Consider the following 25,049-nt stretch of genomic DNA (forward strand, 5'->3'; position numbering starts at 1 on the left):
ACGGCATCAACGTCAAGGAAGAGGAATAGCCATGGCAAAGCCCGAATTTGAGTTCACCCCTACGGAATCGGTGGACTTCACACCCTGCAACCCGCATATCGAGGGCCTGTCCGAGGCCATCCTGGCGCGGGATTCAGACAATGACTGCGTCACGCGCATCCTGAAGTTCGAGCCGGGCACTGACACCTCCCCCAACGGCGTTCTGACCCACGAATTCTGGGAAGAGGTCTTCATCTTCGAAGGCTCGTTTGTGGACAAACGGCTCGGCCGGACCTTCAAAGCCGGCGACTGGGCGACCCGTCCTCCGGGTATGGAACACGGTCCGTGGGTCTCCGAGAACGGGGCCAAGATGTTCGAAGTCCGGTACTACACGGAGCGGAGCCACTGACAAGAGCCTGGCCCCCACGAACGGGCTGGGTACGAAAAAGCCCCGCCGGCACGCGGCTGACGGAGATTCGGACTCAAAGATCCTCCGACTGTGCTTGACCCAGTCACCCTTCGATTATTGGTCCGGAATGCTCCGGTACTACGACTTGGTTTACGCTCTCCTTGCGGCTGCCGCCCTGTGATCCGTTCAGCTCCAAGACGAATGTGTCTACCGACACCGACCTTGCTGTGTGATTCCTGTCCGGCGGCGAAAATGCAAAGGCACGGCAGTGGGACGAGATCCGTTGGCGTCAGCCAAGCCGTGGCTCGGTTCGCCGGACCGTTCGCGCCAGCCAGGCCGTGACTTGGTCAGCCGGCATCGGCTTACTCCAGAGATAGCCCTGGGCATGGTGGACGCCGAGACGTCGAAGTTCGGCGAGTTGCTTGGGGGTTTCAACTCCTTCGGCGATCACGACCAGGTCGAGGGTCCGTGCCATGCCCAGGATGAGTTCGATGATGGAGGCCCTTTGCGGGTCCGTGCCGAGTACTTCAACAAAGGACCGGTCGATCTTCAGGGTCCGGGCGGACATCCACTGAATGTAGCCCAATGAGGAGTAACCTGTGCCGAAGTCATCGATGGAAAGCCCGACACCGAGATCGTGCAGCCGGTGGAGGGTCTCAGATGGCAGCTCCGGTTGCTCCATCAACACGGTTTCGGTGATTTCCAGGTTGACCGCCGCTGGATCGATGCCCGCCGCTAGGGCCGCCGCGTGCACGATGTCCGGGAAGTCGGGGGTCACGAGCTGGCGGGCGGAAATGTTCACCGCGGCCCAGAGGTTCCCGGCTCCCGGAACACTGGAGCGCCACCGCTGGACCTGGGCCAGTGCTTCGTTGAGCACCCAGGTTCCGATTGGAACGATGAGGCCTGTCTCCTCGGCAATGGGGATGAACGTGTCCGGCATGATCAGTCCGTGTTCACGATGACGCCAGCGCAAGAGGGCCTCAAACCCGACCGTTTGTTCCGTGTCCAGTTCAATGATGGGTTGGTATTCCAGGAACAGTTCATCCCGTTCCAAAGCCACGCGCAGGTCGGATTGCAGGTCCAGGCGCCCGGCTGCCTGCCCGGTTGTACGGGAGTCATAGACCACTGAGCCGTCTCCACCGGCGGCCTTTGCTTCATACATGGCCGTGTCCGCGCCGTGAAGCAACGATTCCGCAGTATCTCCCGGTCCCGAGACCGCGATCCCGACGCTGACGTTGAGGAAGATCCTTCGTCCGTCAATATTGAACGGCTGGCGGGTCGCCATCCTGATGCGTTCCGCAGCAGCGGCGGCGTCGCGGATACCCAGGTTCTCGCAGACAATGACGAATTCGTCGCCACCGAATCGGCCCACGGTATCGCCCGAGCGGACGGCAGTCTGGAGCCGCTCGCCGAGCAGGATCAAGAGAGCGTCCCCGGCAGTGTGCCCGATGCCGTCATTGACTAGCTTGAACCGGTCGACGTCAACGAACATCACCACCACCCGCCGGGACGCCCGCGCCAAGAAGCCCTGGAGGACGTCGATGAGCAGATATCTGTTCGGCAGGCCTGTCAACGCGTCGTGGCGGGCCTGCCATTCAAGAACCTGTTCGGCGTCTTTACGGTCAGTGATGTCCATGACCGTCGCCAGGAAGCGCAACGGTGCCCCGTTATTGGCGTCATGGGTCATTCTTCCCTGGGACTGCATCCACCGAAGCTCGCCGTCGGCCCTAATGATCCGGAACTCGTACTCAACACGCTTCGTGCCTGAATCAAGCGCCCGCCGCGCCGCCTGGATTAGCTCCAGGTCCTCGGGGTGGACCAGGGCCAGAGACTGTTTTCGTGAGACCAGTTCACCCGGGGCCAGTCCGTAGATCCGGGCATATTCATCTGAGTGCGACCACCGATTCGAAACGATGTCGTGTTCGACGATGCCCATGTGAACCATTTCCTGGGCCGCTACGAGACGTTCAAGCTCGGCAGCGGCCACCTGCAGACGTTTCAGCTCAGTGATGTCCCGGGTGATTTCCGTCGACACTGCCACCGCCGCGACCGACATGGCAGCTATGCCTCGGACCGGACTGACCGTGGCATACACCGTGAACCCACGTCCCATTCGGTGCTGCATCCAGAACTCACCTGCCCAGCCTTGGCCCGCGGCGATCCCGTCCGTGATCTCCCGCAGGGTCACCGCCTGCACCTGTAAGTCCAGGCCGGCGATGATCCCAAGCTCGCTGATTTTACGACCAAGGACCTCCGTGGACCCGAAACCGTAGAGCCGTTCGGAGGCATGGTTCCAATAGGTCACCCGCCACGTGTTGTCGAGTCCGATCACCGACTGTTGGATTTCCTCCAGCAACAGCGCCTGCATCACCAGATCATCATGCTTTACTACAGGCATTGTCCCCGTCCCCGCCACCATCCGGCGCCGCCAGTAACTACCGGAAGGTCGTAAGCGTCAACCTACAGCCGACTGAGGGGCTTCGCGTTCATTTCCAGAGACCTGGGCCGCGGCGCGGCGGTTTCGGCTGCGCTGACCGTGCGCGGCTTCAGGGCAATAAGGGGTGAGACCCAAGTAGGCCTGAAACCTGCCACGTTCGTCACTGGAGCATGCTTTTCGAAGCTAATCCACTATCCCTTCGCTGATCTGCTGGGCCACGGACTGCCGGACACGAAAAATCCCCGCCAGCACGCGGCTGACGGGGATTCCGACTCAAAGCTCCTCCGACTGGACTTGAACCAGTAACCCTTCGATTAACAGTCGAATGCTCTGCCAATTGAGCTACGGAGGAATGAAGCGTGTACAAGCCTAACAAAGGGCCGCCGGGAAACGAAATCGGCGCAGGAAAGGCTTCAGTTATCCATGCGGAGGGCGCGGCGCTGCATTTCCAGCTGCATGAGTTCCCGGTTGAGGCGTTGGAACTCTTCCGGCTGGGCCGAGGCATCCAGTCGCTGCAATTGGCCCATCTTGTCCGCCTTGACCCTGGTGATCTGCAGTTCGAAAAGCCGGGCCAGGATGTCGCGGCAATAACGCTGCAGCGCTTCGGGAGTGCTGGCGGGCAGCGGAACGACTGCAAGCTCGGAGACCAGGCCTTGGAGCGGCTCCGGGACTTCCCGGCGAATCCCTTCCACCCAAGCCACAGGGTCACCCGCGTGGGCCAGCCCGGCGGCCCGGACGGCAGTGTGCACGGCTGAGTAGGCAGGGGTGACGAAGTGGCAGGCTTCAAACCGTTCCCATGCGCCACCGATGAGCGCAGCTTCGCCACCCAGGACGGCGGGGTTCTGGATGACCACTTCGAGGGCCTGCCGCTCCATGGCGGCAATGGGATCCCTCGGATCCGGGCGCATGAAGGCGATGGGAGCGTCCGACGGCGGTGCTGCCGCCGGCTGGCCGGCCTGGCCCGGCGTTGTGCCTTGCCCGGCACCCGTGGCTCCTGCGGTGCTCGCAGCCCCCGCAGTACCCGGCGCGCCGGAAGCAGCGCGTTTGGCAGCCAAACCCACAGCCCGGCTGACTTCCTCAATGGGCATGCCGAGCCAGCCTGCCAGCTCGCGGACATATGCTGGGCGGATGCCCGAATCACGGATCTGCGCAACCACCGGGGCCGATTCCCGCAGGGCTGAGACACGGCCTTCCACGGTGTCCAGGTTGTGGCGTTTGAGGGACGCCCGGATCGCGAATTCGAACAGCGGGCGGCGGGTGGCGATCAAGTCCCGGACAGCTGCATCCCCCTTCAGTTGGCGCAAGTCACAGGGGTCTGCTCCGCTCGGTTCCACGGCCACGTACGTCTGCGCGACGAAACGCTGGTCCTCCTCGAAGGCGCGCAATGCCGCTTTCTGGCCGGCGGCGTCGCCGTCGAAAGTGAAGATGACCTCTCCCCCGGTACCGTCGTCGGACAGCAAGCGGCGGGCGATCTTGATGTGGTCTGTACCGAAAGCCGTACCGCATGTGGCCACAGCGGTACCGACTCCGGCAAGGTGGCAGGCCATGACGTCCGTGTACCCCTCCACCACCACCAGTTGCCGGTCTTTGGCGATGCTCCGCTTGGCGAGGTCGATGCCGTAGAGGACCTGGGACTTCTTGTAGAGCACAGTCTCCGGAGTGTTCAGGTATTTCGGGCCTTGGTCGTCCTCGTACAGCTTCCGGGCGCCGAATCCGATCGTGTCGCCGGCGATGTCCCGGATGGGCCAGATGAGCCGGCCTCGGAAGCGGTCGTAGATGCCCCTGTTTCCTTCGGAAAACATCCCCGTCAGCTTCAATTCGGCATCCGTGAACCCGCGTCCGCGCAGGTGTTTCAGGAGCGAGTCCCAACCCTGCGGCGCGTAGCCGACGCCGAACTGCTCGGCTGCGGTCCGATCGAAACCGCGGCCATGGAGGAAGTTGCGGCCCTCGGCGGCACCTGCCGTGAGCAGCTGGGCGCGGAAGAATTCGTCGGCGATCTTGTGGGCATCCAGCAGCCGTTGGCGCTTGCCGACCTCTTCGCGGTTGGGACCCGTGCCTCCGTCTTCATAACGCAGCTCGTAGCCGATCCGGGCCGCGAGCTTTTCCACGGCTTCGTGGAAGGAGCTGTGGTCCATCTTCTGGACGAAGGAGATCGCATCGCCGTCTTCACCGCAGCCGAAGCAATGGTACCGGCCTACTTGGGGACGGACAGTGAACGACGGCGAGCGCTCGTCGTGGAAGGGACAGAGGCCCTTGAAAGTGCCCAGGCCCGCGCCTTTGAGGGTGACGTAGCCGTCCACCACTTCCTTGATATCGGTGCGCTGGCGTACTTCGTCGATATCTTCACGTTTGATCAGGCCAGCCACGTCACCATCCTAGTCGCTTCGCGCGGGCGGTCCTTGAGCGGGCCAACAACTCGAGGCGGCCTACCAGAGCGACGGCAGGCTGCCCACAAGACGTTCGTACATCGCCAGCGCCGATGCGTCCGTCAGGGACGCCACCTGGTCGATGACGACGCGAAGCCGGGCGCCGTCGTCGGGGGCGTCCCGCCAGTCCGCGGCGAACATCGGTTCCAGGTGCCGGTCTCCGCTCGCGTTGAGTACGCCCACCAACGCGTGCAGGACTTCGCGCTGCCGCTCATAGACGGGCTGCCGATGGTCGGTGGAGATCACGAACGTGGTGGCAAGGCCCTTCATGGCGGCGATCTCCGTGACGGTTTCCTCCGCGACCATGAGTTCGGCGCCGTAGCGCGTGAGGTGGTCCGGGCCGAAGCGGGCACGCGTGGTCTCAAGGGCACTCTGGCAGAACCGGCCGATCAGCTGGCTGGTCATGTCCTTCAGCGCCGCCATCGACTTGCGGCTGCCATCGGCCTCGCGGACCCACACGCTCGTGGCTTCGAGGCGGGCCAGAGCGGCATCGATTTCGGCGGGATCGTTGTGGGGCAGGTACCACTGCTTGGTGTACCCCACCACTCGGGCCCGGTGATCGGGATTGTCCAGCCACTTGAGCTGGAAGTGGCCGGCAACGATGGCATCCTCAACGTCGTGGACGGAGTAGGAGATATCGTCAGCCAGGTCCATCACCTGGGCCTCGATGCAGGAGCGGTTGCCCGGCGCGCCGTCCCGAAGCCACGTAAAAACGGGCAGATCGTCTTCATAAGCACCGAATTTGCTGCTCCGCTGTCCGTGGATGACGGGCGCGTCGATGGCGGACCACGGGTATTTGGACGCTGCGTCAAGGCTCGCGCGGGTCAGGTTCAGGCCCGCGGGCCGGCCGTCGGCAGCAAGGACCTTCGGTTCAAGGCGGGTGAGCAGGCGCAGGGTCTGGGCGTTGCCTTCGAAGCCGCCGATTCCGTGGGCTACCTCGTTGAGCGCGGATTCCCCGTTGTGGCCGAAAGGCGGGTGGCCGAGGTCGTGGCTCAGGCACGCCGTGTCCACAACATCCGGATCGCAACCGAGAGCGCGGCCCAACTCGCGGCCCACCTGGGCCACTTCAAGGCTGTGCGTCAGGCGGGTACGGACGAAGTCGTCGGTGTCCGGTGCCACCACTTGGGTTTTGGCCCCGAGCCGCCGGAGGGCTGACGAATGCAACACCCGTGCCCGGTCCCTCTCGAAGTCCGAGCGGTAGGTATTCTTCCGGGGTTCCTGGACCCAGCGTGCCGAGTCGGCTTCCACATAGCCTGGAATGCCCGTTGCGTTTTCGGCCGGGCGTGCTGCAGACATCGCTTCAGTTCCCATGGGTATCTGCCTCCTCCGCTTGCCGTTCACCGGCGTCTTTTCAGCCGGTGCCTATGCAGCCAGTTTTCCATGACTCTGGCCGTGCGCGTGCACGCGGCGGCCCCGGCAGCGGTTTAGCCGCCTGAGACGTCGAGTTCGGCTGCGGCGATATCGCGCGTCTGATCCGCGTCCATCTGCCGGCTGAGCAGCCAGTCCTTTGGCAAGGCCGGCTTCTTCGGGGAACCCGCCCGTCCACGTGGGCCCTCCGAGTCGATGCCCGGGTACGGCAGGTCCATGTCCAGTTGGTCCAGGAGCTCGCGCAGGACCTCGAGGGTTGGCACGGTAGCCAGTTTGGCGCGCAGTTCGCCACCCACGACGTAGCCCTTGAAGTACCAGGCCATGTGCTTGCGGATCTCTCGCAGCGCCTTGTACTCGTCGTTGCCGAAGGTTTCGATCATGAGCTCGGCGTGCCGGTAGACGCCGTCGGCTACCTCGCGCAGGCCGGGACGGTGGCGCTCATCGCTTCCCTCAAACGCTGCCTGGAGGTCACCGAAAAGCCACGGGCGGCCTTGGCAGCCACGGCCCACCACGACGCCGTCAATCCCGGTTTCACGTACCATGCGGACTGCGTCTTCTGCGGACCAGATATCGCCGTTGCCCAGGACGGGAATGTCGGGGAGGGCCTCGCGCAGCCGTGCGATCGCGGACCAGTCGGCCTGGCCGGAGTAGAACTGCGCGGCCGTGCGGCCGTGGAGCGCGACGGCGGCTACGCCGGAATCGCGGGCGATGCGGCCGGCGTCGAGGTACGTGAGGTGGTCCTCGTCAATGCCCTTGCGCATCTTGATGGTGAGCGGGATATCGCCCTTGGAGGCTTCCTTGACGGCGGTCTGGACGATCGAGGTGAAGAGGTCGATCTTCCACGGGAGGGCGGATCCGCCGCCGCGCCGGGTGACCTTGGGCACGGGACAGCCGAAGTTGAGGTCGATGTGGTCCGCCCGGTCTTCCTCGACGAGCATGCGTACGGCCTGGCCCACGGTGACAGGGTCCACGCCGTACAGCTGTACGGAACGGACCTTTTCGTCGTCGTCGTGGGAGATGATGCGCAACGATTCCGGCGTGCGCTCCACCAGGGCACGGGAGGTCACCATCTCCGCGACATACAGGCCGCCGCCGTATTCACGGCACAGCCGGCGGAAGGCCGAGTTCGTGATCCCGGCCATCGGGGCAAGGATCACGGGGGTGTCCACGGTGATCCGGCCGAGCTGCAGCGGGGGCAGTTCGAGCTTGGGCGAAGGGGGCGTTGCTACTACAGTCACCCGTCCATTGTCTCAAAGCGGGGCAAATCGGCTGACCGGCCGAAGACGTGGGTCCGGGCCGACTGCTCGGCCCGGAACGCAGCCCCCGGCCCGCACCCACCTAGTCGGACCGCTAGAGCAGCCAGCCGTTGTCTTCGGCGATGCGCACGGCCTCGGCGCGGGTCCGGCCGCCGGTCTTGGCCATCGCGGCGGACAGGTAGTTCCGCACGGTCCCTTCGGAAAGCATCGCCGACTTCGCAATATCGGCAACCGTTCCACCGTCGGACGCCGCCTTGAGCACCTCGCCCTCGCGCTCGGTCAGCGGGCTGTCTCCCGCGGTCAATGATTCCGCCGCGAGCACGGGGTCCACCACCCTAAGCCCGCGATGGACGCGGCGCACGGCCTCGGCCAATTGCCGCGCGGGCGTGTCCTTGACGACGAATCCGGAGGCACCGGCCTGCATGGCGCGCTTGAGGTAGCCGGGCCGTCCGAAGGTGGTCACCATGAGGACCCGGCACGACGGCGCGGCCCGCCGCACGGCCGCAGCCGCGCTGATGCCGTCCAGGCCAGGCATCTCGACGTCAAGCATTGCCACGTCGGCGGAGTGCTCGACGACGGCGGCCGCCACCCCGGTCCCGTCGCCCAGTTCCGCGACCACCTCGATGTCCGGCTCCAGTCCCAGCAAAGCCGCGAGTGCTCCGCGCACGAGCGCCTGATCGTCTGCGATCACCAATCGGATGCTCATACCTCCACCGCCAATCTGAACCCTCCCAGGTCACTCGGGCCAATGCTGACGGTTCCCCCGGCGGCACCCACGCGTTCGCGGATCCCGGCCAGTCCGTTCCCGGGGCGGCCCCCGGAGGCCGGGCCGACGCCGTCGTCCTCCACCAGGACGCTCGACGCCGTCAACCGGACGCGGCAGCGCGCGGCCCCGGAGTGCCGCACCACGTTGGTGACACCTTCGCGCAGCACCCAGCCGAAGAGCTCCCTGTGCCGCGCCGGAACCTGTTCCACGGTTCCCGGCAGTTCGGCGTCGATCCCGGCCGATTCCAAGGCCGTCCGGGCGACGGCGAGCTCCGCAAGGACGTTGATTCCGCGATAACCGGCCACTGTGGCCCGGACGTCGGCGAGCGCACCTCGGGCCAAGTCCTGCACCGCCGAGATCTCGGCTGCCGCACGGTCGCGGCCAAGGTAGTCGCCGGGGACGGTGTCCAGCATCCGGCCGGCCAATTCGGCCTTCACGGCGATCACCGTCAGGGAGTGCCCCAAGATGTCGTGCATGTCCCTGGCCACGCGGCTGCGCTCTGCTGCGACGGCTGCGTCGGCCAGTTCAGTCTGCGCTTCGCGGAGCCGTGCGGTCTGCCGGATCAGCCGCGCGAAGGCGGACATCATGAGGCCAAGGGACAAGATGATCCCCGCCTGCAGCAGGGCCTGCTCCCCGTTGCCCGTCACCAGCTGGGTGGTGAAGGAGACGAGGGCCAAAGCGACGATGAGGAAGAAATCCGTGCGCGGCGGAAGGGATGTCATGGCGATGGCGCAGGCGAGGAACGTCCAGGTCCACAAGGCTTCCCTTCCGATGATGAGGATCATCAGCCCGTTCAGCGCCAGCAGGATGCAGACGGACACGATGCCCGCCGGGACGCCCAGGCTCCAACTGATCTGGGGCAGGAAGACGTAGGCCGCGAAGAACACGATCAAGGACGCCGACGCCGCCATTTTCCAGGCGAGCGGCTCGTCCACGGACCACACGATGTTCCACGTCGGCCAGGCCCAGAGCAGGATGGAGAGTCCCGCACCGATGAACCAGCCCCGTGGCCCGGGACCGCGGAACATCGTCATGGTGCCCACCCTAGCGGCCTGTTCAGACACGTTTCGTGTCGCGGCGGAAGGCCATGGCAGCCCCGGCCACGAAGATCACGAGCCAGATGAGCACGTTGAGGATCCACGCCCAGTCGAACTCTCCGGTGATGGGGCTCCGGGCCAATTGCCCGATCCCGTATGCGGGCGTGAACTTGGCGATGTTCCCGAAGGTCTCCCCCATGATCTCGATCGGCATGAACAGTCCACCGAGCATGGCAAGGATGGCCAGGGCCGGGCCGAGGATCTGCATGACGTTCTGGCTCGGCATGAGGTATCCGACGAACAAGCCAAGTGCCGCGAAGACCAGGGAGCCGAGCCAAGCGACAAGCCCCGCTGTCAGCCAGGTCTGGGCATCCATGGTGACACCGGCCAGGGCACCGATGGCGAATTGGGCCACGACGGCTACGAGGGACAGCGTCAGCGCGGCCATTGCTTTCACCGCGATGTACGCACCGGGCAGGAGGGGGGTGAGGCGAAGCTGGCGGCTCCAGCCTTGGGCACGTTCCACTGCCACTTGGCTACCGGCGCCCGTAGCAGCGGTCATCGCGGCATAGACCGTGAGGCTGATGAGGATGTACTGGCCGTAGCTGTGTCCGTTGGGCAGGAGCTTGTCCTTGTTGGACAAGCCGAAAATGAAGAAGAAGATGGCCGGCATGAATACCGTGAAAATGATGGTCCGACGGTTCCGGAGCATCCGCTTGATCTCGATCCAGAGGAATGTGCGGTTGACCCCGCCGGTGGACGGCTTCCGTTCCTGGACGACTGTTGCCGTGCTCATATGAGGTCTCCTTCAAAAGTGATGCTCGTGGATTCCGGTACGGCATCGTCTCCGGTGAGGGCCACGAAGGCCTCCTCGAGGTTGTTGGCCGCCACTTCAACGTCGTGGGCGCCCGTGCTATTGAGCAGGTACCGCACGACGGCGTCCGAGTCGCCAGTGCGGACGGTGAGGCGGCCGCCGTCGTAATCCATGCTCTCCACAGGCGGCATCCCGGCCAGCAGTCCGCGCTCTGTTGCCGGAAGCGAAGCCTTGACGGTGCGGCCGGAGGCTAGGTTCTTGATCTGGGCGGCGGTGCCGTCCGCCACGATGCTGCCTTGCCGGACCAGGACAATCCTGTCCGCGTAGGCGTCTGCTTCTTCGAGGTAATGCGTGGCGAAGATGACGGTCCGTCCGCGCTGGGCGTCGGTCCTGATGGCGTTCCAGAAGTCGCGTCGTCCCGCGACATCCATGCCGGTAGTGGGCTCGTCCAGGATCAGCAATCCGGGATCGGAGACGAGGGCCATGGCGAAGCGCAGCCGTTGCTGCTGGCCACCTGAGCACTTTTCCACCTTGCGGTCGGCGATCTCCAGGATGCCCGCCCGCGCCAGGACTTCGTCCACGGGCCGGGAGGAGTCGAACATGGCGGCGTTGAGCTGCACGGTCTCGCGCACGGTGATGTCCCGCAGCAAGCCGCCGGTCTGCATCACCGCTGCCACCTGGCCACGGGCGATGGCTCCCCGGGGAGTGTGGCCGAAGATGGAAACGCTTCCCTGGTCCGGGGCGCTCAATCCGAGGATCATGTCGATGGTGGTGGTCTTGCCCGCCCCGTTGGGACCGAGGAACGCCACCACCTCCCCCGGCTGGACGGTCAGGTCCAGGCCGCGGACGGCACGGACCTTCCCGAAGCTCTTGTGCAGTCCGGCGGCGTGGACTGCCGGCACACTCGCTGTTGTCATGACTCTCCTTGGCTTTGGTTTACTCCACTACCCATCAAAGCCGAGATCCGCGTCCGGTGCCCGGGCGTGTGTCACCAATGAGGGATGACAAATGTCATCGACGGCTAGCGGCGCTCGGCTTCCCTGCGTGCCCGCCTGGTCATGACGACGGCGGCAAGCTCGCCAGTGTCGAACGATTCGAAGGCATCGGCGGACCCGGCGGTTTCAAGCTCGCGGACGTTGCCGTCGTCGTGGGTTGCTTCCGGATCCCCCGTGCCGGCGGCTTTCGCATCCTCCGTGCCGGCGGCCGCGAGCCGCCGCGGACCGGTCGCCTTGACCACCAGTACTGCGATCAAGGTGGTCACCGGGATGGCAAGCACCAGGCCGATGGAGCCCACCAGCGTGCGGATGACTTCCTCGGACAATTCGGCACTGGTGAGGGCATCGACCAGCGGGCGGTCGTACAGCATCACAATGATCAAGAGGGGAAGCGCAGCACCGGCGTAGGCGAAGGCGATGGTGTAGACGGTGGAGGCGATGTGGTCCCGGCCGATCCTCATGGCTGAACTGAACAGCTTGCGCGCGCCGGTTTCAGGCGCCAGCTCGTAGAGTTCCCACACGGCGGCGGACTGGGTGATGGTCACGTCGTTGAGGACTCCGAGCCCGGAGATAATCAGCCCGCACAGGATGATGCCGGACAGGGAGATCTTGTCCGACATATTCACGAGTGTGGCGCCCTCGCTGGTGGCGATCCCGGTCAGGTTGGCCGCATCCGTGGCCCAGGCCGCCAGCAGCGCTGTAATTCCGAGGCCGAAGATCGTGCCCAGCAACGCGGTGGAGGTCTTGGCCGAGAATCCGTGGGCGAAATAGAGCACCCCGATCATGATGGCGGTGGAGCCGACCAATGCCACGAGCAGCGGCGGTTTGCCTTCCACCAATCCGGGAAGCATGAAGCTGACCATCACCACGTAGGCTCCGGCCAGTCCAAGGAGCGCCCTGAAGCCGCGCCAGCGCGCGACCGCAATGACCACCACGGCATACAGGAGAGCCAGAAGCGCCATGGGAACGGCCCGCACGAAGTCCAGGAAAACGTACGACGGCGAGCCGTTGCCTGCCGCTGCGCCCTGCACCTTGGAGAGGTTCAGGTAGCGGATGCTGTCCCCCACTTTGACGCCGTGGGACTTGGCGACATCCGGGTTGATGACCACTTTGACGGGGCTGCCGCCGTTATCCGGCTGCGTGGACGCGAAGGTGCATTGGGACCCTTGCGGCTGTGTGCCGCTGCTTTGGTTCGTACCGCTGCTTTGGTTCGTACCGCTCGTGCCGGGAGCCTGGGTCCCCTGCGTGCAGTTTTCCTGGGTGACGGCTTGGATCTTGCCGGTATCAAACGTCACCCCGGGAGCGGCCGCGTAGGGGCTCGCGAAGGTGATGCCTTCCTTGCTCCCTGACGGCCACATCACAAGCATGGCAACGATCGTGAGCACGGCAATCGGGGCCAGCACGGCCACGAGGAGCCAGTTGGCCCGCTTGCGTGCCGCGAGTGCCAGCGGGCTTGGCTCGAAATGCCCTGTGTGTCCGTGTGAATGGCCGTGACCCATTAGCTGCAAAACCTCATGCCCACAAGCCTACGTGGGGCAGCGCTGCGTCCCACCCAACTGACTCGCAGTTGTTGTCGTTATGAGCCTTCAAAACGACAACAACTGCGAGTCAGTTGGGCCAGCCGGGGAAGAACAGTTATTCGCTGACCACCAGGGTGTCCGCGCCGCGGAGCTTCGCCTTGCCCAACTCCAGCAAGGGATCGACGACGGCGCGCACTGCCGTCATGGAATCGTCCACCTCGAGGAGCACGGGGTGCTGATGGGCAATGAGCGCCAGCAGGTCACGGATTGCGGCGCGCGCCTCGTCATCCTGCAAAAGCGGATCGTGGCCAAGGAACACTTCCGAGGGCTCGTCCGAGCTGCCCTGGGCGTAGCTGATGGCGAAGGCCTGCAGCTTGCCCTTGCGGGTGGCCGGAACGCCCGAGCCAAAGGCACTCGCCTTGGGCGCACGCAGCACCACCGCGCCGTGTGCCCCCGTCAGGTCATCGAGGAACAGCCGCTGCACAGTGGGGATGCCGAGCACTCCCGGGTTATCCCAGTGGTGCACGGCGGTGTAGTACCGGCCTACGACGTCGCTCAATTCCACGGATCCCGTGGCTAGGTCTTCCACCTGCTCGGAGGCCGCTGCTTCGGAGCCGTCTCCAAACACCGGAAGCCTGAGCGGCTCGGGGTCAACCACCACGAGCTGCGAACGCTGGATGGGTGCAAGTCCCGCCCACTCGGCGAAGGCGGCGCCGGCCGTGCCGGGCTCCACCTTGCTGCGCAGCTTTGTGACCCCCGACGGCGCCTGCTCGGCTTCGCGCCGCAGCATGGTCAGGAGCGTGGCCCCTATCCCGCTCCGGCGGTGGTCCTTGGCAACCTCGATGTAGGCCCAGAGCCGTTCCGGGTGCAGGGAGGCCTCGTGGACCACACCTGCCGCCACCGGGATGCCGATGCCGTCCACGACGTCTTCGGCCACGATGCACCGGCGCCAAGGCTGGCTTTGGCCGCTATTGCTCGACGGCGCCAGGGCTGCGCGGAATTGCTGGGCCGGCAGGGTCTCGGGCCCGCCCCACATTTCCAGGAGGACGAGGTCGTCGCCCTCACGCCATTCGCGGTATTCGATGGACACGCTTAGGCGCCGATCAGTCGTGCGGCCAGGTAGCCCTCCACCTTGTCCAGGGACACGCGTTCCTGGCTCATGGTGTCGCGCTCACGGATGGTGACGGCCTGGTCGTCGAGGGTGTCGAAGTCCACGGTGATGCAGAACGGGGTGCCGATCTCGTCCTGGCGACGGTAGCGGCGGCCGATGGCGCCGGCGTCGTCGAAGTCGATGTTCCAGTTCTTGCGCAGCTGGGCGCCCAAGTCCTTTGCCTTCGGGGACAGGTCCTCGTTGCGGCTCAAGGGCAGCACGGCTGCCTTGACCGGTGCCAGGCGCGGATCAAGCTTCAGGACAGTGCGGACATCGACGCCGCCCTTGGCGTTGGGTGCCTCGTCCTCCGTGTAGGCGTCCACAAGGAAGGCCATGAAGGAACGCGTCAGGCCGGCGGCCGGTTCAATGACGTACGGCGTGTAGCGCTCGTTGGTGGCCTGGTTGAAGTAGCTGAGGTCCTGGCCGGATGCCTTCGAGTGAGTCGAGAGGTCGAAGTCGGTGCGGTTGGCGATGCCCTCGAGCTCGCCCCACTCGGAGCCCTGGAAACCGAAGCGGTATTCAATATCCGTGGTGCCCTTGGAGTAGTGGCTGAGCTTGTCCAGCGGGTGCTCGTAGAAACGCAGGTTCTCCGGCCGGATACCCAGATCGGTGTACCAGGACATGCGTTCCTTCATCCAGTACTGGTGCCATTCTTCGTCGGTGCCCGGCTCGACGAAGAATTCCATCTCCATTTGTTCGAACTCGCGGGTGCGGAAGATGAAGTTGCCCGGCGTGATCTCGTTCCGGAAGGACTTGCCGATCTGGCCGATGCCGAACGGCGGCTTCTTGCGGGATGTGGTGAGCACGTTGCTGAAGTTGACGAAGATGCCCTGCGCGGTTTCCGGGCGCAGGTAGTGCAGGCCTTCTTCACTGGCCACTGGGCCCAGGAAGGTCTTGAGCAGGCCGGAGAACTCCTGAGGTTCGGTCCATTGGCCGCGGGTGCCGCAGTTGGCGCAGGCAATGTCCTTGAGGCCGTTTTCGGCGGGACGGCCCTTCTTTTCCTCGTACTCTTCCTCGAGGTGGTCGGCGCGGTAGCGCTTGTGGCAGGAAAGGCACTCGACCAGGGGGTCGGAGAACACGTCGACGTGGCCGGAGGCTTCCCATACTTGGCGGGGCAGGATCACGGAGGAATCGAGGCCTACAACATCTTCGCGGCCGCGGACAACGCTCTGCCACCACTGGCGCTTGATGTTTTCCTTGAGTTCGGCACCGAGGGGACCGTAGTCCCATGCGGACCGGGAGCCACCATAGATTTCACCGGCCTGGAACACGAAGCCCCTCCGCTTGGAGAGGGAAATGACCTGGTCGAGGACGGATTTTGCTGCCATGGGTAACTCCAATGTTCTACAGGGCCGCTGGGTGCGGTCCGTGCTTGTGCGCGTAGGTAATGCTGTGCAGGAAGCTGCGTGTCCTAGCCTACCGGCCTTTGGGTGCTGTCCTGCTTCCGGGACTGGCCCGGCTAGCCCTTGCCGGGGCGGCGGGACGAGAGCGCACCCTTCGGCCACGGCAAGGTGGCGACGATGATGGCGAACAGGGTCAGCAAGGTGCCAAGAATCGTGGGCAAGGCCACCACGGTTCCTGGAGCCGGCAGGACCAGGTCAAGCGCGAGCGATCCGAGCAGCTGGCCCGCAATCATTCCCAGCCCGGTGACCAGGACACCGAGGCTGCGGACCAACAAGGCAGCCAGGCCGATAAAGACGCAGCCCATCGGCCCGCCCAAGTAATACCACCATTCGGCGGGCAGGGCGTGGCCAGGACCAAGCAGCGACAACTTGATCAGCCAGGCGATCCAGAGAATGACTGTTCCAGCCACGAAATTCACCAGCGTCGCGGCGATAGGGCTGCCGTAGTGCACGGTCGCTGTACCGTTCATCGCCTGCTGGAAACTCATGAGGCAACCCGCCACGACCGGCAACAGGATCGGCAGCAGCAAGGACCCGACGTCGGCGGCTGCCCCAAGGCGCGGCGAGACGGCCCAGACGACGGCGGCGATCGTCAGGATGCTGCCGAGGATGCGGACCCCGGTGATCGAGCGTTTGCCGCCGGGACCGATGCCGAGCCGGTCCACGAGCAGTCCGCTCAGGGTCTGGCCAGTGACCGCGGCGACCGTAAACAAGGCCACGCCAAGCAAGCCGACCGTGAAAGATTGCGCGAACACGAACAGGGCGCCGATACCGCCGGCCAGGACATAGAACCGCGGAAAACTGCGCTCCTTGAGGGCGGGCAGGACCCTTCGCAGGGCGGCGCGGCCTTTCGGCAGCGCCAGTCCGATCGCCGCGATCAGTACCAGCCCGGTGGTGAAACTCACGACGGCGGCCGCGATGCCGTCGTCGAGCGTTGCTCCCAGGGCGCCATTGATCCGGCCCTGAAGCGGGATCACGAGCCCGGTGGCCACGGCGAGGAGCAGTCCGGTGAGCAAGGGGCGGGACGACTGCGGCATTTTCACCACCTTACTTCAGGCATCATTGCTTGTATGAGCAACCCGGAAATCGAAGAAATCCCCATCCGCGACGACATGATCCGCCTTGGTCAGCTCCTGAAGCTCGCCAATCTGGTGGAGGACGGCGTGGAAGCTACGGAACTCATCAAGAACGGCCTGGTCAAAGTCAACGGCGAGATCGACGATCGCCGGGGCCGCCAGCTCCATGTCGGCGACACCGTGACCGTCAACGGGCAGACGGTGCGGATCACCGCCGCTTCCTAGCTATTGGCAACGCGGGGTCACTTATGGCCCATTAAGTGCCTCGGAATGGGCCGTAAGTGACCCCGCGTTGCTTTCAGACGGACGCGAGGACCTTGTGCTCCAGGAATTCGCATACGTGGCCGATTTCCTGCTCGTTGATGCCGTGCCACATACCCGTGTAGAGCACCTTGGTGAGGTCCGTGTGCTTTCGCACCCACCCCATGGTGTATTCGATCTTGTCGGGGGTGATGACAGGGTCCTGCTGGTCCCGGCCCCAGAAGAGCGGCACGGAACCGTCCAGTTCGGCGTCACGGAAGGCGGGGTCGGCATCGGCGTCCACGACGAAGCCTGAAAGCCCGACGACGGCGGCAAAGTCCGCCGGGCGCTGACGGAGCAGCGAGGTTGCCATGGCCATGCCCATGGAAAATCCGAGGAGCGTCACCGAGCTGTGGTTGGACTTGCACGAGTCCAACCAGGAAAACACGTACTCCGCGGCGTCCTTGACGGCGTCGAGCGAGTAGTCGATGGACGCCGTGAGCGGGAACCACGTGAAGCCTGGGCCCGTCGCGATCGGCGCGCGGAGCGAAGCGACGACGAAGTCCCGGGGCAACAGCCCGGCAAGGCTGAAGAGGTCTTGCTCGTTGGAGCCGTAACCGTGCAACAGGACCAGCAACGGCTTTCCAGCCCGCTCCTCCTCTTCGTGGGACCACAAAACGACCGGGGCGGGAAAGGCAGAAGCTTGACTCATGGGACTATTCTTACAGTTACCCATGAGTAACAAGCTACGGGCGCGTAGCGTTGCAGCAAGAGGCAGGATATGAACGTGAGTGACACTGATTCCATGGTGGAGGCAAAGCCGCACGAGCGGATTCATCCGTGGACGCGCTACGTGGCACTCGGTGATTCCTTTACCGAAGGCATCGGCGACCCGGAACCCAACAATCCAGGGGGACATCGCGGCTGGGCCGACCGCGTAGCCGAGGAACTGAGCAGGGGACACCGGGATTTCGCCTACGCTAACCTCGCCATCCGCGGGCGGCTGCTCCAGCAGATCCTCGACGAACAACTTGGCCCGTGCATGGACCTCAAGCCGGACCTCGTGAGCATCTCCGCAGGCGGCAACGACCTCATCCGTCCCGGCGGCGATCCGGACGCCCTGGCCGAGAAACTCGATGCCGCCGTGCAGACCCTGAGTTCCGAAGGCGCCACCGTGGTTCTCTTCAACGGCCCGGACACCTTGTCGTCAGTACTCGGCCGGATCCGCGGCAAGGTGGCCATCTACAACGAAAACCTCCGCACGGTGGCCGCCCGCAACGATGCCGTGATCGCTGATATGTGGTCCCTGCGGCAGCTCTCCAACTCCCAGATGTGGGACGAAGACCGCCTGCATTTCTCCCCGCTCGGCCACCACACGATCGCCGCGATGGTCCTCGACTCACTCAATGTGCCGCATAGCCTCGAACCACTGTTCCCCAAGCCGCTCCCCCAGCGCAGTTGGCGCGAAGCCCGCTCGGGCGACCTCGTATGGGCACGGGAGTATTTTGTCCCCTGGGTCATCCGCAGGATCCGGCACCGGTCCTCCGGTGACGGCATCCTGCCGAAACGCCCGACGCCGGGACCCGTCTTCGGTCCTGCCGACACCTTCCTGCCCCGGAGTTGAGCGGGAACCACAGGGCGGGTCACGGGGGGCGGGGCTAAGCTGGTGAAAGACCTAGGAGGCCTGTACCGTGAACAATTTGATCTTCTGGATCATCGTCTGCTCTTGGCTGATTCCGATGGGGATCCGCATGTACAACCGCTCGCGCCAACGCAGGCTCCGGGACTTCCCTCCGCAGAATTACCCCGGTCAGCCCTATCCTCCGCAGACCAACCCCGTCGGATACCCGGAGCAACCCCCGGTAATTTTCCCGGCTGAGCCGCAACCCCCGGTGGCGACGCCCGTACCGCAGGCCGCTCCGCCGTCGTCGGCTGCTCCGCAAACGAACAGCGCGCCCCAGCCGAACAGCGCGCCCCAAGGCTACCGGGCACGGAAACTGGCCGAACTGGACCAGGAGTACAGCGACGGGAAAATCGCCATGGAGGATTACATGAAGCTCCGCCAGGAGATCATGAACGGCTGATTCAGCCGAAGAAGGCTTCGCGCAACTGGGGGCCGAGCTGGCCGATCTCGGTGAGGAAACCGTCGTGCCCGATCGGCGCCTGGATTACGTGAACCGGGACCTCTCCGGGCAAGGCCTTGGCCAGCTCGTGGGATTGTTCCGGGAAGTAGAGCCGGTCCGAGTCCACCGACGCAACGAAGAACTTCGCCGTTGCCACGGACAGCGCCTCCTCCAATGAGCCGCGGCCGCGGGTGATGTCGTGGCTCATGAGGGCCTCGGTGATGGCGATGTAGCTGTTGGCGTCGAAGCGCTGGACCAGCTTGCGTCCCTGGTGGTCGAGGTAGCTCTCCACCTGGTAGCGGCCGCGGTCCCCCAGCGCGGCAGCCTGGAGGGGTGCCTCGCCGCCTTGGGCGTTCCTGCCGAAGCGGAAGTCCAGTTCATCCGCCGAACGGTAGGTGATGTGGGCGATCCGCCGGGCAAGGGCCAACCCCGCCTCGGGCGCGGCCTGGCCATAGTAGTCACCGCCGTTGAAGTCGGCGTCCTGCCGGATGGCGAGCGTCTGGGCCTGCGCGAACGCGATCTGCTCGGCAGTGCTGTACGCCCCGATCGAAATCACGGCGCATCGCTCGACCCGGCCCGGATAGCCGACAGCCCATTCGAGTGCACGGGCACCGCCCATGGACCCGCCCACGACGGTGTGCCAGCTGCGGATCCCTAGAGCGTCGGCGAGCCGGGCTTCGGCTACGGTGCTGTCCCTCAGCGTCACCAGAGGGAAGCGGGAACCCCACGGTTTGCCGTCAGGAGCGCTCGACGACGGCCCGGTGCTGCCGTAGCAGCCTCCCACGATGTTGACGGAGACCACGAAGTAGCGGTCCGTGTCGATGGTGGCGCCCGGACCAACGAGTTGCTCCCACCAGCCTTCTTCGTCGCTCTCGCCACGGGCCACATGGGTGCTGCCCGTCAGGGCGTGTTCCACCAGGACGGCGTTCGAAGCGTCGGCATTGAGCCGCCCCCATGTTTCGTACGCAAGGAGGACCTCCGGCAGGAAACCTCCGGCCTCCAGTTCGAGTCCGCCCACGGAAACATATTTGAGTGTTCCGTCCTGGGTACCGGAAAGGGGTATGGCTGTTGCAGCAATTGTCATTCGTTGACACCTCACATCGCGCTTGCCCGCCGCCAACACAGCGAAGGGCCAGGTCTTCACCCGGGGCACCCCGCCGCGAATGGAGGGTTGCCGGCCAGCAAGCCGGGGCTGTCGCTGGCACTCATGACCTATAGGAAGAGTCTAGGAAAACCGGACCCCTTCTGACGAAGATTATGACACCTTTGTGACACTTGACCGTGTTTTGTTCACGAAGCAGGGACCAAGGAGGCCGGCTGGCGAAGATTCATGTTGCGTCGCCCGCCGGCCTCCTGCGCCATCCGGAGCGGCACTAGCTGCCCTTCGCCGCCCGGAATCCTGACTCGAGGTCCGCGAGGATGTCGTCGATGTGCTCGATCCCGACGGACAGCCGCACCAGGCCCGGGGTCACTCCGGCCACGGCCTGCCGTTCGGGGGTCAGCTGGCTGTGTGTCGTGGACGCGGGGTGGATAACCAAGGAATGGACGTCCCCGATGTTTGCCACGTGCGAATGCAGTTCCAGGGCGTCCACGAAGCGTTTGCCGGCGTCGATCCCGCCGCGGATGGTGAAGGACACCACCGCGCCGGTGCCGCGGGGTCCGTACTTCCGCCCGCGCTCGAACCACGGACTGGAAGGCAGCCCCGCGTACGCGACCGATTCGACGTCGTCGCGCCCTTCGAGCCATTGCGCCACTTTCGTGGCGTTCTCCACGTGGCGTTCCACCCGCAGGCTGAGGGTTTCGATTCCCTGGGAGATCAGGAAAGCGTTGAACGGTGAAACTGCCGAGCCAAGGTCGCGCAGGAGCTGGACCCGGGCCTTGAGGATGTAGGAGAGGTTCGCGCCGAGGGCACCGTCCTTGCCGAGGTCCCGGGCATAGACCAGGCCGTTATAGCTGGGGTCCGGAGTGTTGAAGTTGGGGAACCGCTCGGGGTCCTTGCCGAAATCGAAGTTGCCGGAGTCCACGATGACTCCGGCAATGGCGGATCCGTGCCCGCCCAGGTACTTGGTGGCCGAATGCACCACGATGTCCGCGCCCCACTCGATGGGCCGGATCAGGTAGGGCGTGGCGAGGGTGTTGTCGACGACGAGCGGGACTCCGGCTTCGTGCGCGATGCGGGAGACGCCCTCGATGTCCAAAACGTCCTGGCGCGGGTTGGAGACGACTTCGGCGAAGAACAGCTTGGTGTTTGGCTGCACGGCGTCACGCCAGTGTTCGAGGTTGTCCGGGTCCTCGACGAAGGTGACCGAGATTCCGAATTTCTTCAGCGTGTGCGCCAGCAGGTTGTATGTGCCGCCGTAGAGGCTCGGGCTGGCGACCAGGTGGTCGCCAGCCTCGGCGACGTTGAGGATGGCGAACGTTTCCGCGGCCTGGCCGGAGCTCAGCAGGAGTGCCGCGAGTCCACCCTCCAGGCTCGCTATGCGCTGTTCCACCGCATCCTGCGTGGGGTTGCCGATCCGGGTGTAGATGGGTGCCAGCTCGGCGAGCGCAAAGCGGTTGGCCGCGCTTTCCGCGCTGGGAAAGACGAACGAAGTGGTCTGGTAGATGGGAAGTGCCCGGGCGCCGGTGGCGGCGTCCGGCTCCTGGCCGGCGTGGATCTGGCGCGTTTCGAATGACCATCCTTGCGACATGCGGACTCCTGGTTGTCTGGGCTCTTGCCGTGTTTCAGCCTGCCGGGCTGAAGTATTCAGCCTGCCGGCGTTCGGTTGGCGCCAGTCTATGGACGGTATTGCGGGCTCCGGAAGGTTTGTGACGAACACAGTAGTTTTCGGTCCCGGCGCGTCCTGAAGTGACTCTGAGCTGCCTTTTCGATACATCCCACCTTGGTTAGGCTTGACTTAGCTGAGAGCTCCATCACAAAGTGCCAAGATGAAGCCATGCGCATGGATCACGTCTCTTACGCTTGTGAACGAGATGGCCTCTTGGCCACCACCGAGCGAATTTCCGCAGCATTGGGAGTGGACGCAGTCCGGGGCGGAGTGCATCCGCGCTTCGGTACCCGGAACATGATCATCCCCCTTGCTGACCACAAATACCTGGAAGTTGTCGAGGTCCTAGACCACCCGGCATCCGACAAGGCACCTTTTGGACAAGCAGTCCGTGCACGCTCCGCCGCAGGAGGCGGTTGGATGGGCTGGTGCGTCGCTGTTGACGACCTGAGCCCGTTCGAAGAGCGGCTCGGACGCGCCGCTGTCCCCGGCAACCGCAAGTTTCCGGACGGCCGCGAACTCGTTTGGTCGCAGATCGGCATCCTGGGACTCATCGCCGATCCCCAGGTTCCGTACCTGCTCCGTTGGGAGGGCGACCCTGCACTTCACCCGTCCCTCGTGTACCCAAGCGACGTCAAGATGTCCAGCCTCACCATTGCCGGCTCCGCGGAACGGGTTACCGAATGGCTCGGAGAACCCGTGGAGAAGCCGCTTGAGGACGTTGCTGTCCAATGGATGGCTCCGCACGGAACGCCGGGCATCATGTCGGTAACGTTCGAAACCGCCAACGGAGCCGTCACGATCTGACGGACCAACGGGCCAGGATGGCCCGGAAAACTTCGGCCGCCATTATGCGGGTGCCAATGACGTCACCCCGCAATGGCGGCCGAAACCTTTTAACGCGCCCCTAGCCCAGCCCGATGGCCTTGCCGAAGACACTGAAGCCGACGAACGCCACAATGTCCAGGAGGGCGTGGGCCACCACGAGCGGCATGACCCTTTTGGTCTTCGTGTATATCCAGCCGAACACGAGGCCCATGACGGCATTGCCGATGAAAGGTCCGAAGCCTTGGTACAGGTGGTAGCTGCCGCGAAGGAGCGCGCTGAGCACGATCGCCAGCGGGGTGCTCCACCCGAACTTCCCGAACCGGTCCAGGAGGTAGCCCACCACGATCACTTCTTCGACGACGGCGTGCCGCACCGCGGAGAGGACCAGCACCGGCACGGTCCACCAGTAGGAGTCCAGGCCGCTGGGAATGATCGCTGTGGTGATCCCCAGGGCGCGGCCGGCAGCATAGAGGCCCAGCGACGGGATCCCGATCAGCGCGGCGAGGCCTAGTCCTTGCAACGCGTCGCGGCCCGGGCGGGCGAAGTTGAAGCCCAGCCGGGTGAAACCCGAGGGGCTCTCCGCCGTTTGGCGGTGCAAAGACAGGAAGTAGAACACCAACACCACCGGGACCAGGGCGAACGTGATATCCAACAGCTGGTAGGTGAGATCGAAGTACTCGCGCGTGCTCTGCGAGCGGTTGAGGGTGGACGTCGCATGGGCCAAAGGCCCCTGGGTCATCTTGTCCAGCAACTGCACCACGGAGTACACGGCCGATTGGCCGAGGGACAGGCCAAGGACAATCAGTACTTCGGCGCGCAACCGGCGCGTTGAGGCTAGGAGCATGCTCCTATCTTGCCTGCATTTGCCTGATGTTTCCCCTGAGCCCGGCCACCCGGAGTCCGTTTGCATGGCCAGGCGTCTCCTGACCCTATGCTTGGTGGGATGAGCGCGCCAGCACGAATCTTCATGATCCGGCACGGCCAGTCCGCCGCCAACGCCGACACTTCCATCTACAACCGTGTGCCCGATTACCGTATCCCGTTGACGGAGCTCGGCATCGAGCAGGCACGGGCCGCGGGTGAGGCACTGCGCAGGAAGCTCGACGGCGAATCCGTGTGCGTTTATGTCTCGCCGTACCTTCGGGCATACCAGACCCTCGAGGCACTGAATCTGGGCGGCCTCACGGAAAGGGTGATCGAGGAGCCCCGGCTGCGTGAACAGGACTGGGCCAACTTCCAGATTGCCGGAGACATCGGGGACCAGAAGGAGCTCCGCAACCTCTACGGGCACTTCTTCTACCGCTTCCGCGAGGGCGAATCAGGTTCCGATGTCTACGACCGGATTTCGTCCTTCATGGAAACCCTGTACCGGCATTGGGAGAAACCCGACTACGCGCCCAACACCCTGCTGGTGACCCATGGCCTCACCATGCGGCTCTTCTGCATGCGGTGGTTCCACTGGTCGGTGGAGTACTTCGAGTCCCTCAACAACCCGGGCAACGCGGAGCTACGGACACTGATCCGCAACGACCAGGACAAGTACGATCTGGACACGCCGTTCAGCCAGTGGGTGCGGCGCAGCACGGACGAAACCGTGTTGAACGCTCCCCCGATGGTCTTTTGACGGCCATCTAACAGAGCTAGGCGTCCTTGGCCACGATCACTTCGGTGCCGCCGGCTTCAAACGCAGCTTTGTCCTCTGCCGTGATGCCCGAATCCGTGATGAGCCGGCGGAAATCGTACCCGGCCATCGCCGCGAAGGCACGCTTGCCGATCTTCGTGGAGTCGGCGAGGACATAGGAGTCGGTGGCGCGCCGGGCCATGACGGTATTCACCATGGCTTCTCCCTCGTCGGTGATGGTGGGGCCGATCTTCGGATCGACTCCGTTGACGCCGATGAAGGCGATGTCCAAGGCAACCTTCTGCATGATGACATCGGTGTAGGGCCCGACAAGTTCGTAGGAACGCGGGTTCAGGATGCCGCCGGTGACCATGATCTTGATGTTGGGACGCACGGCAAGCTGGGCGGCGATATTGATTGCGTTGGTGACCACCGTCAGCATGGGCCTGTTGGAGGGCGCGTTCAGGTCTTCGCGGGTGGACAGCACCTGGGCCAGGGCCGTATTGGTGGTGCCTCCGCTGAGTCCGATCACGGCCCCGGGCATGATGAGCTCCGAGGCTGCCAAGGCAATCTGCTGCTTTGCCTCGGCGTGATCATCCCTGTTGTAGCGCCCCGGAAGTTCGTAGGCGACCGATCCTGTGGTTGCTCCGCCACGGGTACGGCTCAGGAGCCGCTGCTTGGCGAGGCTGTCCAGATCACGGCGCGCCGTGGCCGGCGAGACGGCCAGTCGGGTCACGATATCCTCGACCTCAACATGCCCTGACTCGGCGAGGAGATCAAGGATGGCTGTCAGTCGATCGTTGCGGGTCATCACGAACCTTCCGGAAATTGGG

The 25,049-nt window shown here is 64.6% G+C and carries 23 protein-coding genes, 1 tRNA gene and 1 riboswitch; of the genes, 6 read left to right on the top strand and 18 right to left on the bottom strand.

Features of this window, described 5'->3' with window-relative positions; all coding sequences use genetic code 11:
• Positions 1-31: 31 nt before the first annotated feature.
• Positions 32-388 carry a cupin domain-containing protein gene (locus ACSVHC_RS03710; protein ID WP_437773035.1) on the top strand — a complete coding sequence of 119 codons (357 nt, stop codon included), beginning with the start codon at positions 32-34 and terminating at the stop codon, positions 386-388.
• A gap of 289 nt (positions 389-677) precedes the next feature.
• Here ACSVHC_RS03710 and ACSVHC_RS03715 read toward each other — a convergent pair whose 3' ends face one another.
• The 13 genes from ACSVHC_RS03715 to ACSVHC_RS03775 form a co-directional block, all read right to left on the bottom strand.
• A complete protein-coding gene (locus tag ACSVHC_RS03715) occupies positions 678-2,786 on the bottom strand; it encodes a sensor domain-containing protein (protein WP_437773034.1) in 2,109 nt (702 codons plus the stop codon).
• Between the two features lie 318 nt (positions 2,787-3,104).
• A tRNA-Asn gene (locus ACSVHC_RS03720) sits at positions 3,105-3,177 on the bottom strand.
• Between the two features lie 61 nt (positions 3,178-3,238).
• Positions 3,239-5,191 (bottom strand): DNA primase, encoded by a 1,953-nt coding sequence (dnaG, locus tag ACSVHC_RS03725; protein WP_437773033.1) that lies wholly within the window; start codon positions 5,189-5,191, stop codon positions 3,239-3,241.
• Positions 5,192-5,251: 60 nt separating this feature from the next.
• Positions 5,252-6,562, bottom strand: coding sequence for a deoxyguanosinetriphosphate triphosphohydrolase (locus ACSVHC_RS03730; RefSeq protein WP_437773032.1), 1,311 nt, complete (start codon positions 6,560-6,562; stop codon positions 5,252-5,254).
• Positions 6,563-6,675: 113 nt separating this feature from the next.
• Positions 6,676-7,857: a tRNA dihydrouridine synthase DusB gene (dusB, locus tag ACSVHC_RS03735; protein WP_345449707.1), complete on the bottom strand. Its 1,182-nt coding sequence runs from the start codon at positions 7,855-7,857 to the stop codon at positions 6,676-6,678.
• Positions 7,858-7,969: 112 nt separating this feature from the next.
• Positions 7,970-8,581 (bottom strand): response regulator transcription factor, encoded by a 612-nt coding sequence (locus ACSVHC_RS03740; protein WP_437773030.1) that lies wholly within the window; start codon positions 8,579-8,581, stop codon positions 7,970-7,972.
• Positions 8,578-9,675 (bottom strand): sensor histidine kinase, encoded by a 1,098-nt coding sequence (locus tag ACSVHC_RS03745; RefSeq protein WP_437773029.1) that lies wholly within the window; start codon positions 9,673-9,675, stop codon positions 8,578-8,580. The genes ACSVHC_RS03740 and ACSVHC_RS03745 overlap by 4 nt, the downstream gene beginning before the upstream one ends.
• Before the next feature lie 22 nt (positions 9,676-9,697).
• The gene (locus tag ACSVHC_RS03750) at positions 9,698-10,474 is read right to left on the bottom strand and encodes an ABC transporter permease (RefSeq protein WP_437773028.1); all 777 of its coding nucleotides are present in this window, start codon (positions 10,472-10,474) and stop codon (positions 9,698-9,700) included.
• Positions 10,471-11,409, bottom strand: coding sequence for an ABC transporter ATP-binding protein (locus ACSVHC_RS03755; protein ID WP_439180594.1), 939 nt, complete (start codon positions 11,407-11,409; stop codon positions 10,471-10,473). Before ACSVHC_RS03755 ends, ACSVHC_RS03750 begins: the two co-directional genes overlap by 4 nt.
• Positions 11,410-11,513: 104 nt before the next feature.
• Positions 11,514-12,986: a YibE/F family protein gene (locus ACSVHC_RS03760; RefSeq protein WP_439180595.1), complete on the bottom strand. Its 1,473-nt coding sequence runs from the start codon at positions 12,984-12,986 to the stop codon at positions 11,514-11,516.
• A 136-nt stretch (positions 12,987-13,122) separates the two neighbouring features.
• Positions 13,123-14,097 (bottom strand): GNAT family N-acetyltransferase, encoded by a 975-nt coding sequence (locus tag ACSVHC_RS03765; RefSeq protein WP_439180596.1) that lies wholly within the window; start codon positions 14,095-14,097, stop codon positions 13,123-13,125.
• Between the two features lie 2 nt (positions 14,098-14,099).
• Positions 14,100-15,485, bottom strand: a complete 1,386-nt coding sequence (locus tag ACSVHC_RS03770; RefSeq protein ID WP_345449700.1) for a glycine--tRNA ligase — start codon at positions 15,483-15,485, stop codon at positions 14,100-14,102.
• Positions 15,486-15,616: 131 nt separating this feature from the next.
• On the bottom strand, positions 15,617-16,597 hold the full coding sequence (locus ACSVHC_RS03775; RefSeq protein ID WP_437773024.1) for a DMT family transporter: 981 nt from the start codon (positions 16,595-16,597) through the stop codon (positions 15,617-15,619).
• A gap of 33 nt (positions 16,598-16,630) precedes the next feature.
• Between ACSVHC_RS03775 and ACSVHC_RS03780 the strand changes: the two genes are divergently transcribed.
• Positions 16,631-16,861: an RNA-binding S4 domain-containing protein gene (locus ACSVHC_RS03780; RefSeq protein WP_345449698.1), complete on the top strand. Its 231-nt coding sequence runs from the start codon at positions 16,631-16,633 to the stop codon at positions 16,859-16,861.
• Between the two features lie 73 nt (positions 16,862-16,934).
• On the opposite strand, the gene ACSVHC_RS03785 is transcribed toward ACSVHC_RS03780, so the two are convergent.
• Positions 16,935-17,588 (bottom strand): alpha/beta hydrolase, encoded by a 654-nt coding sequence (locus tag ACSVHC_RS03785; RefSeq protein ID WP_437773023.1) that lies wholly within the window; start codon positions 17,586-17,588, stop codon positions 16,935-16,937.
• 69 nt (positions 17,589-17,657) lie between these two features.
• Between ACSVHC_RS03785 and ACSVHC_RS03790 the strand changes: the two genes are divergently transcribed.
• Positions 17,658-18,500 carry an SGNH/GDSL hydrolase family protein gene (locus ACSVHC_RS03790; protein ID WP_437773022.1) on the top strand — a complete coding sequence of 281 codons (843 nt, stop codon included), beginning with the start codon at positions 17,658-17,660 and terminating at the stop codon, positions 18,498-18,500.
• A gap of 67 nt (positions 18,501-18,567) precedes the next feature.
• Positions 18,568-18,960 carry a hypothetical protein gene (locus ACSVHC_RS03795; RefSeq protein WP_437773021.1) on the top strand — a complete coding sequence of 131 codons (393 nt, stop codon included), beginning with the start codon at positions 18,568-18,570 and terminating at the stop codon, positions 18,958-18,960.
• Between the two features lies 1 nt (position 18,961).
• On the opposite strand, the gene metX is transcribed toward ACSVHC_RS03795, so the two are convergent.
• Both metX and ACSVHC_RS03805 read right to left on the bottom strand, forming a co-directional pair.
• A complete protein-coding gene (gene metX, locus ACSVHC_RS03800; RefSeq protein ID WP_437773020.1) occupies positions 18,962-20,083 on the bottom strand; it encodes a homoserine O-acetyltransferase MetX in 1,122 nt (373 codons plus the stop codon).
• A 13-nt stretch (positions 20,084-20,096) separates the two neighbouring features.
• Positions 20,097-20,212, bottom strand: a riboswitch (SAM riboswitch).
• A gap of 160 nt (positions 20,213-20,372) precedes the next feature.
• A complete protein-coding gene (locus ACSVHC_RS03805; RefSeq protein ID WP_439180597.1) occupies positions 20,373-21,689 on the bottom strand; it encodes a bifunctional o-acetylhomoserine/o-acetylserine sulfhydrylase in 1,317 nt (438 codons plus the stop codon).
• 246 nt (positions 21,690-21,935) lie between these two features.
• Between ACSVHC_RS03805 and ACSVHC_RS03810 the strand changes: the two genes are divergently transcribed.
• Positions 21,936-22,574 carry a VOC family protein gene (locus tag ACSVHC_RS03810; RefSeq protein ID WP_437773018.1) on the top strand — a complete coding sequence of 213 codons (639 nt, stop codon included), beginning with the start codon at positions 21,936-21,938 and terminating at the stop codon, positions 22,572-22,574.
• Positions 22,575-22,674: 100 nt separating this feature from the next.
• Here ACSVHC_RS03810 and ACSVHC_RS03815 read toward each other — a convergent pair whose 3' ends face one another.
• Entirely contained in the window at positions 22,675-23,439 is a 765-nt protein-coding gene (locus tag ACSVHC_RS03815; protein ID WP_437773017.1) for a CPBP family intramembrane glutamic endopeptidase, read from the bottom strand.
• A 99-nt stretch (positions 23,440-23,538) separates the two neighbouring features.
• Here ACSVHC_RS03815 and ACSVHC_RS03820 point away from each other — a divergent pair, with 99 nt between their 5' ends.
• Positions 23,539-24,219, top strand: coding sequence for a histidine phosphatase family protein (locus ACSVHC_RS03820; protein WP_437773016.1), 681 nt, complete (start codon positions 23,539-23,541; stop codon positions 24,217-24,219).
• 16 nt (positions 24,220-24,235) lie between these two features.
• Here ACSVHC_RS03820 and ACSVHC_RS03825 read toward each other — a convergent pair whose 3' ends face one another.
• The gene (locus ACSVHC_RS03825) at positions 24,236-25,027 is read right to left on the bottom strand and encodes a DeoR/GlpR family DNA-binding transcription regulator (RefSeq protein WP_345449690.1); all 792 of its coding nucleotides are present in this window, start codon (positions 25,025-25,027) and stop codon (positions 24,236-24,238) included.
• Positions 25,028-25,049 lie beyond the last annotated feature (22 nt).

The organism is Arthrobacter sp. KNU-44 (assembly GCF_051843155.1).
Classification (GTDB): domain Bacteria; phylum Actinomycetota; class Actinomycetes; order Actinomycetales; family Micrococcaceae; genus Arthrobacter.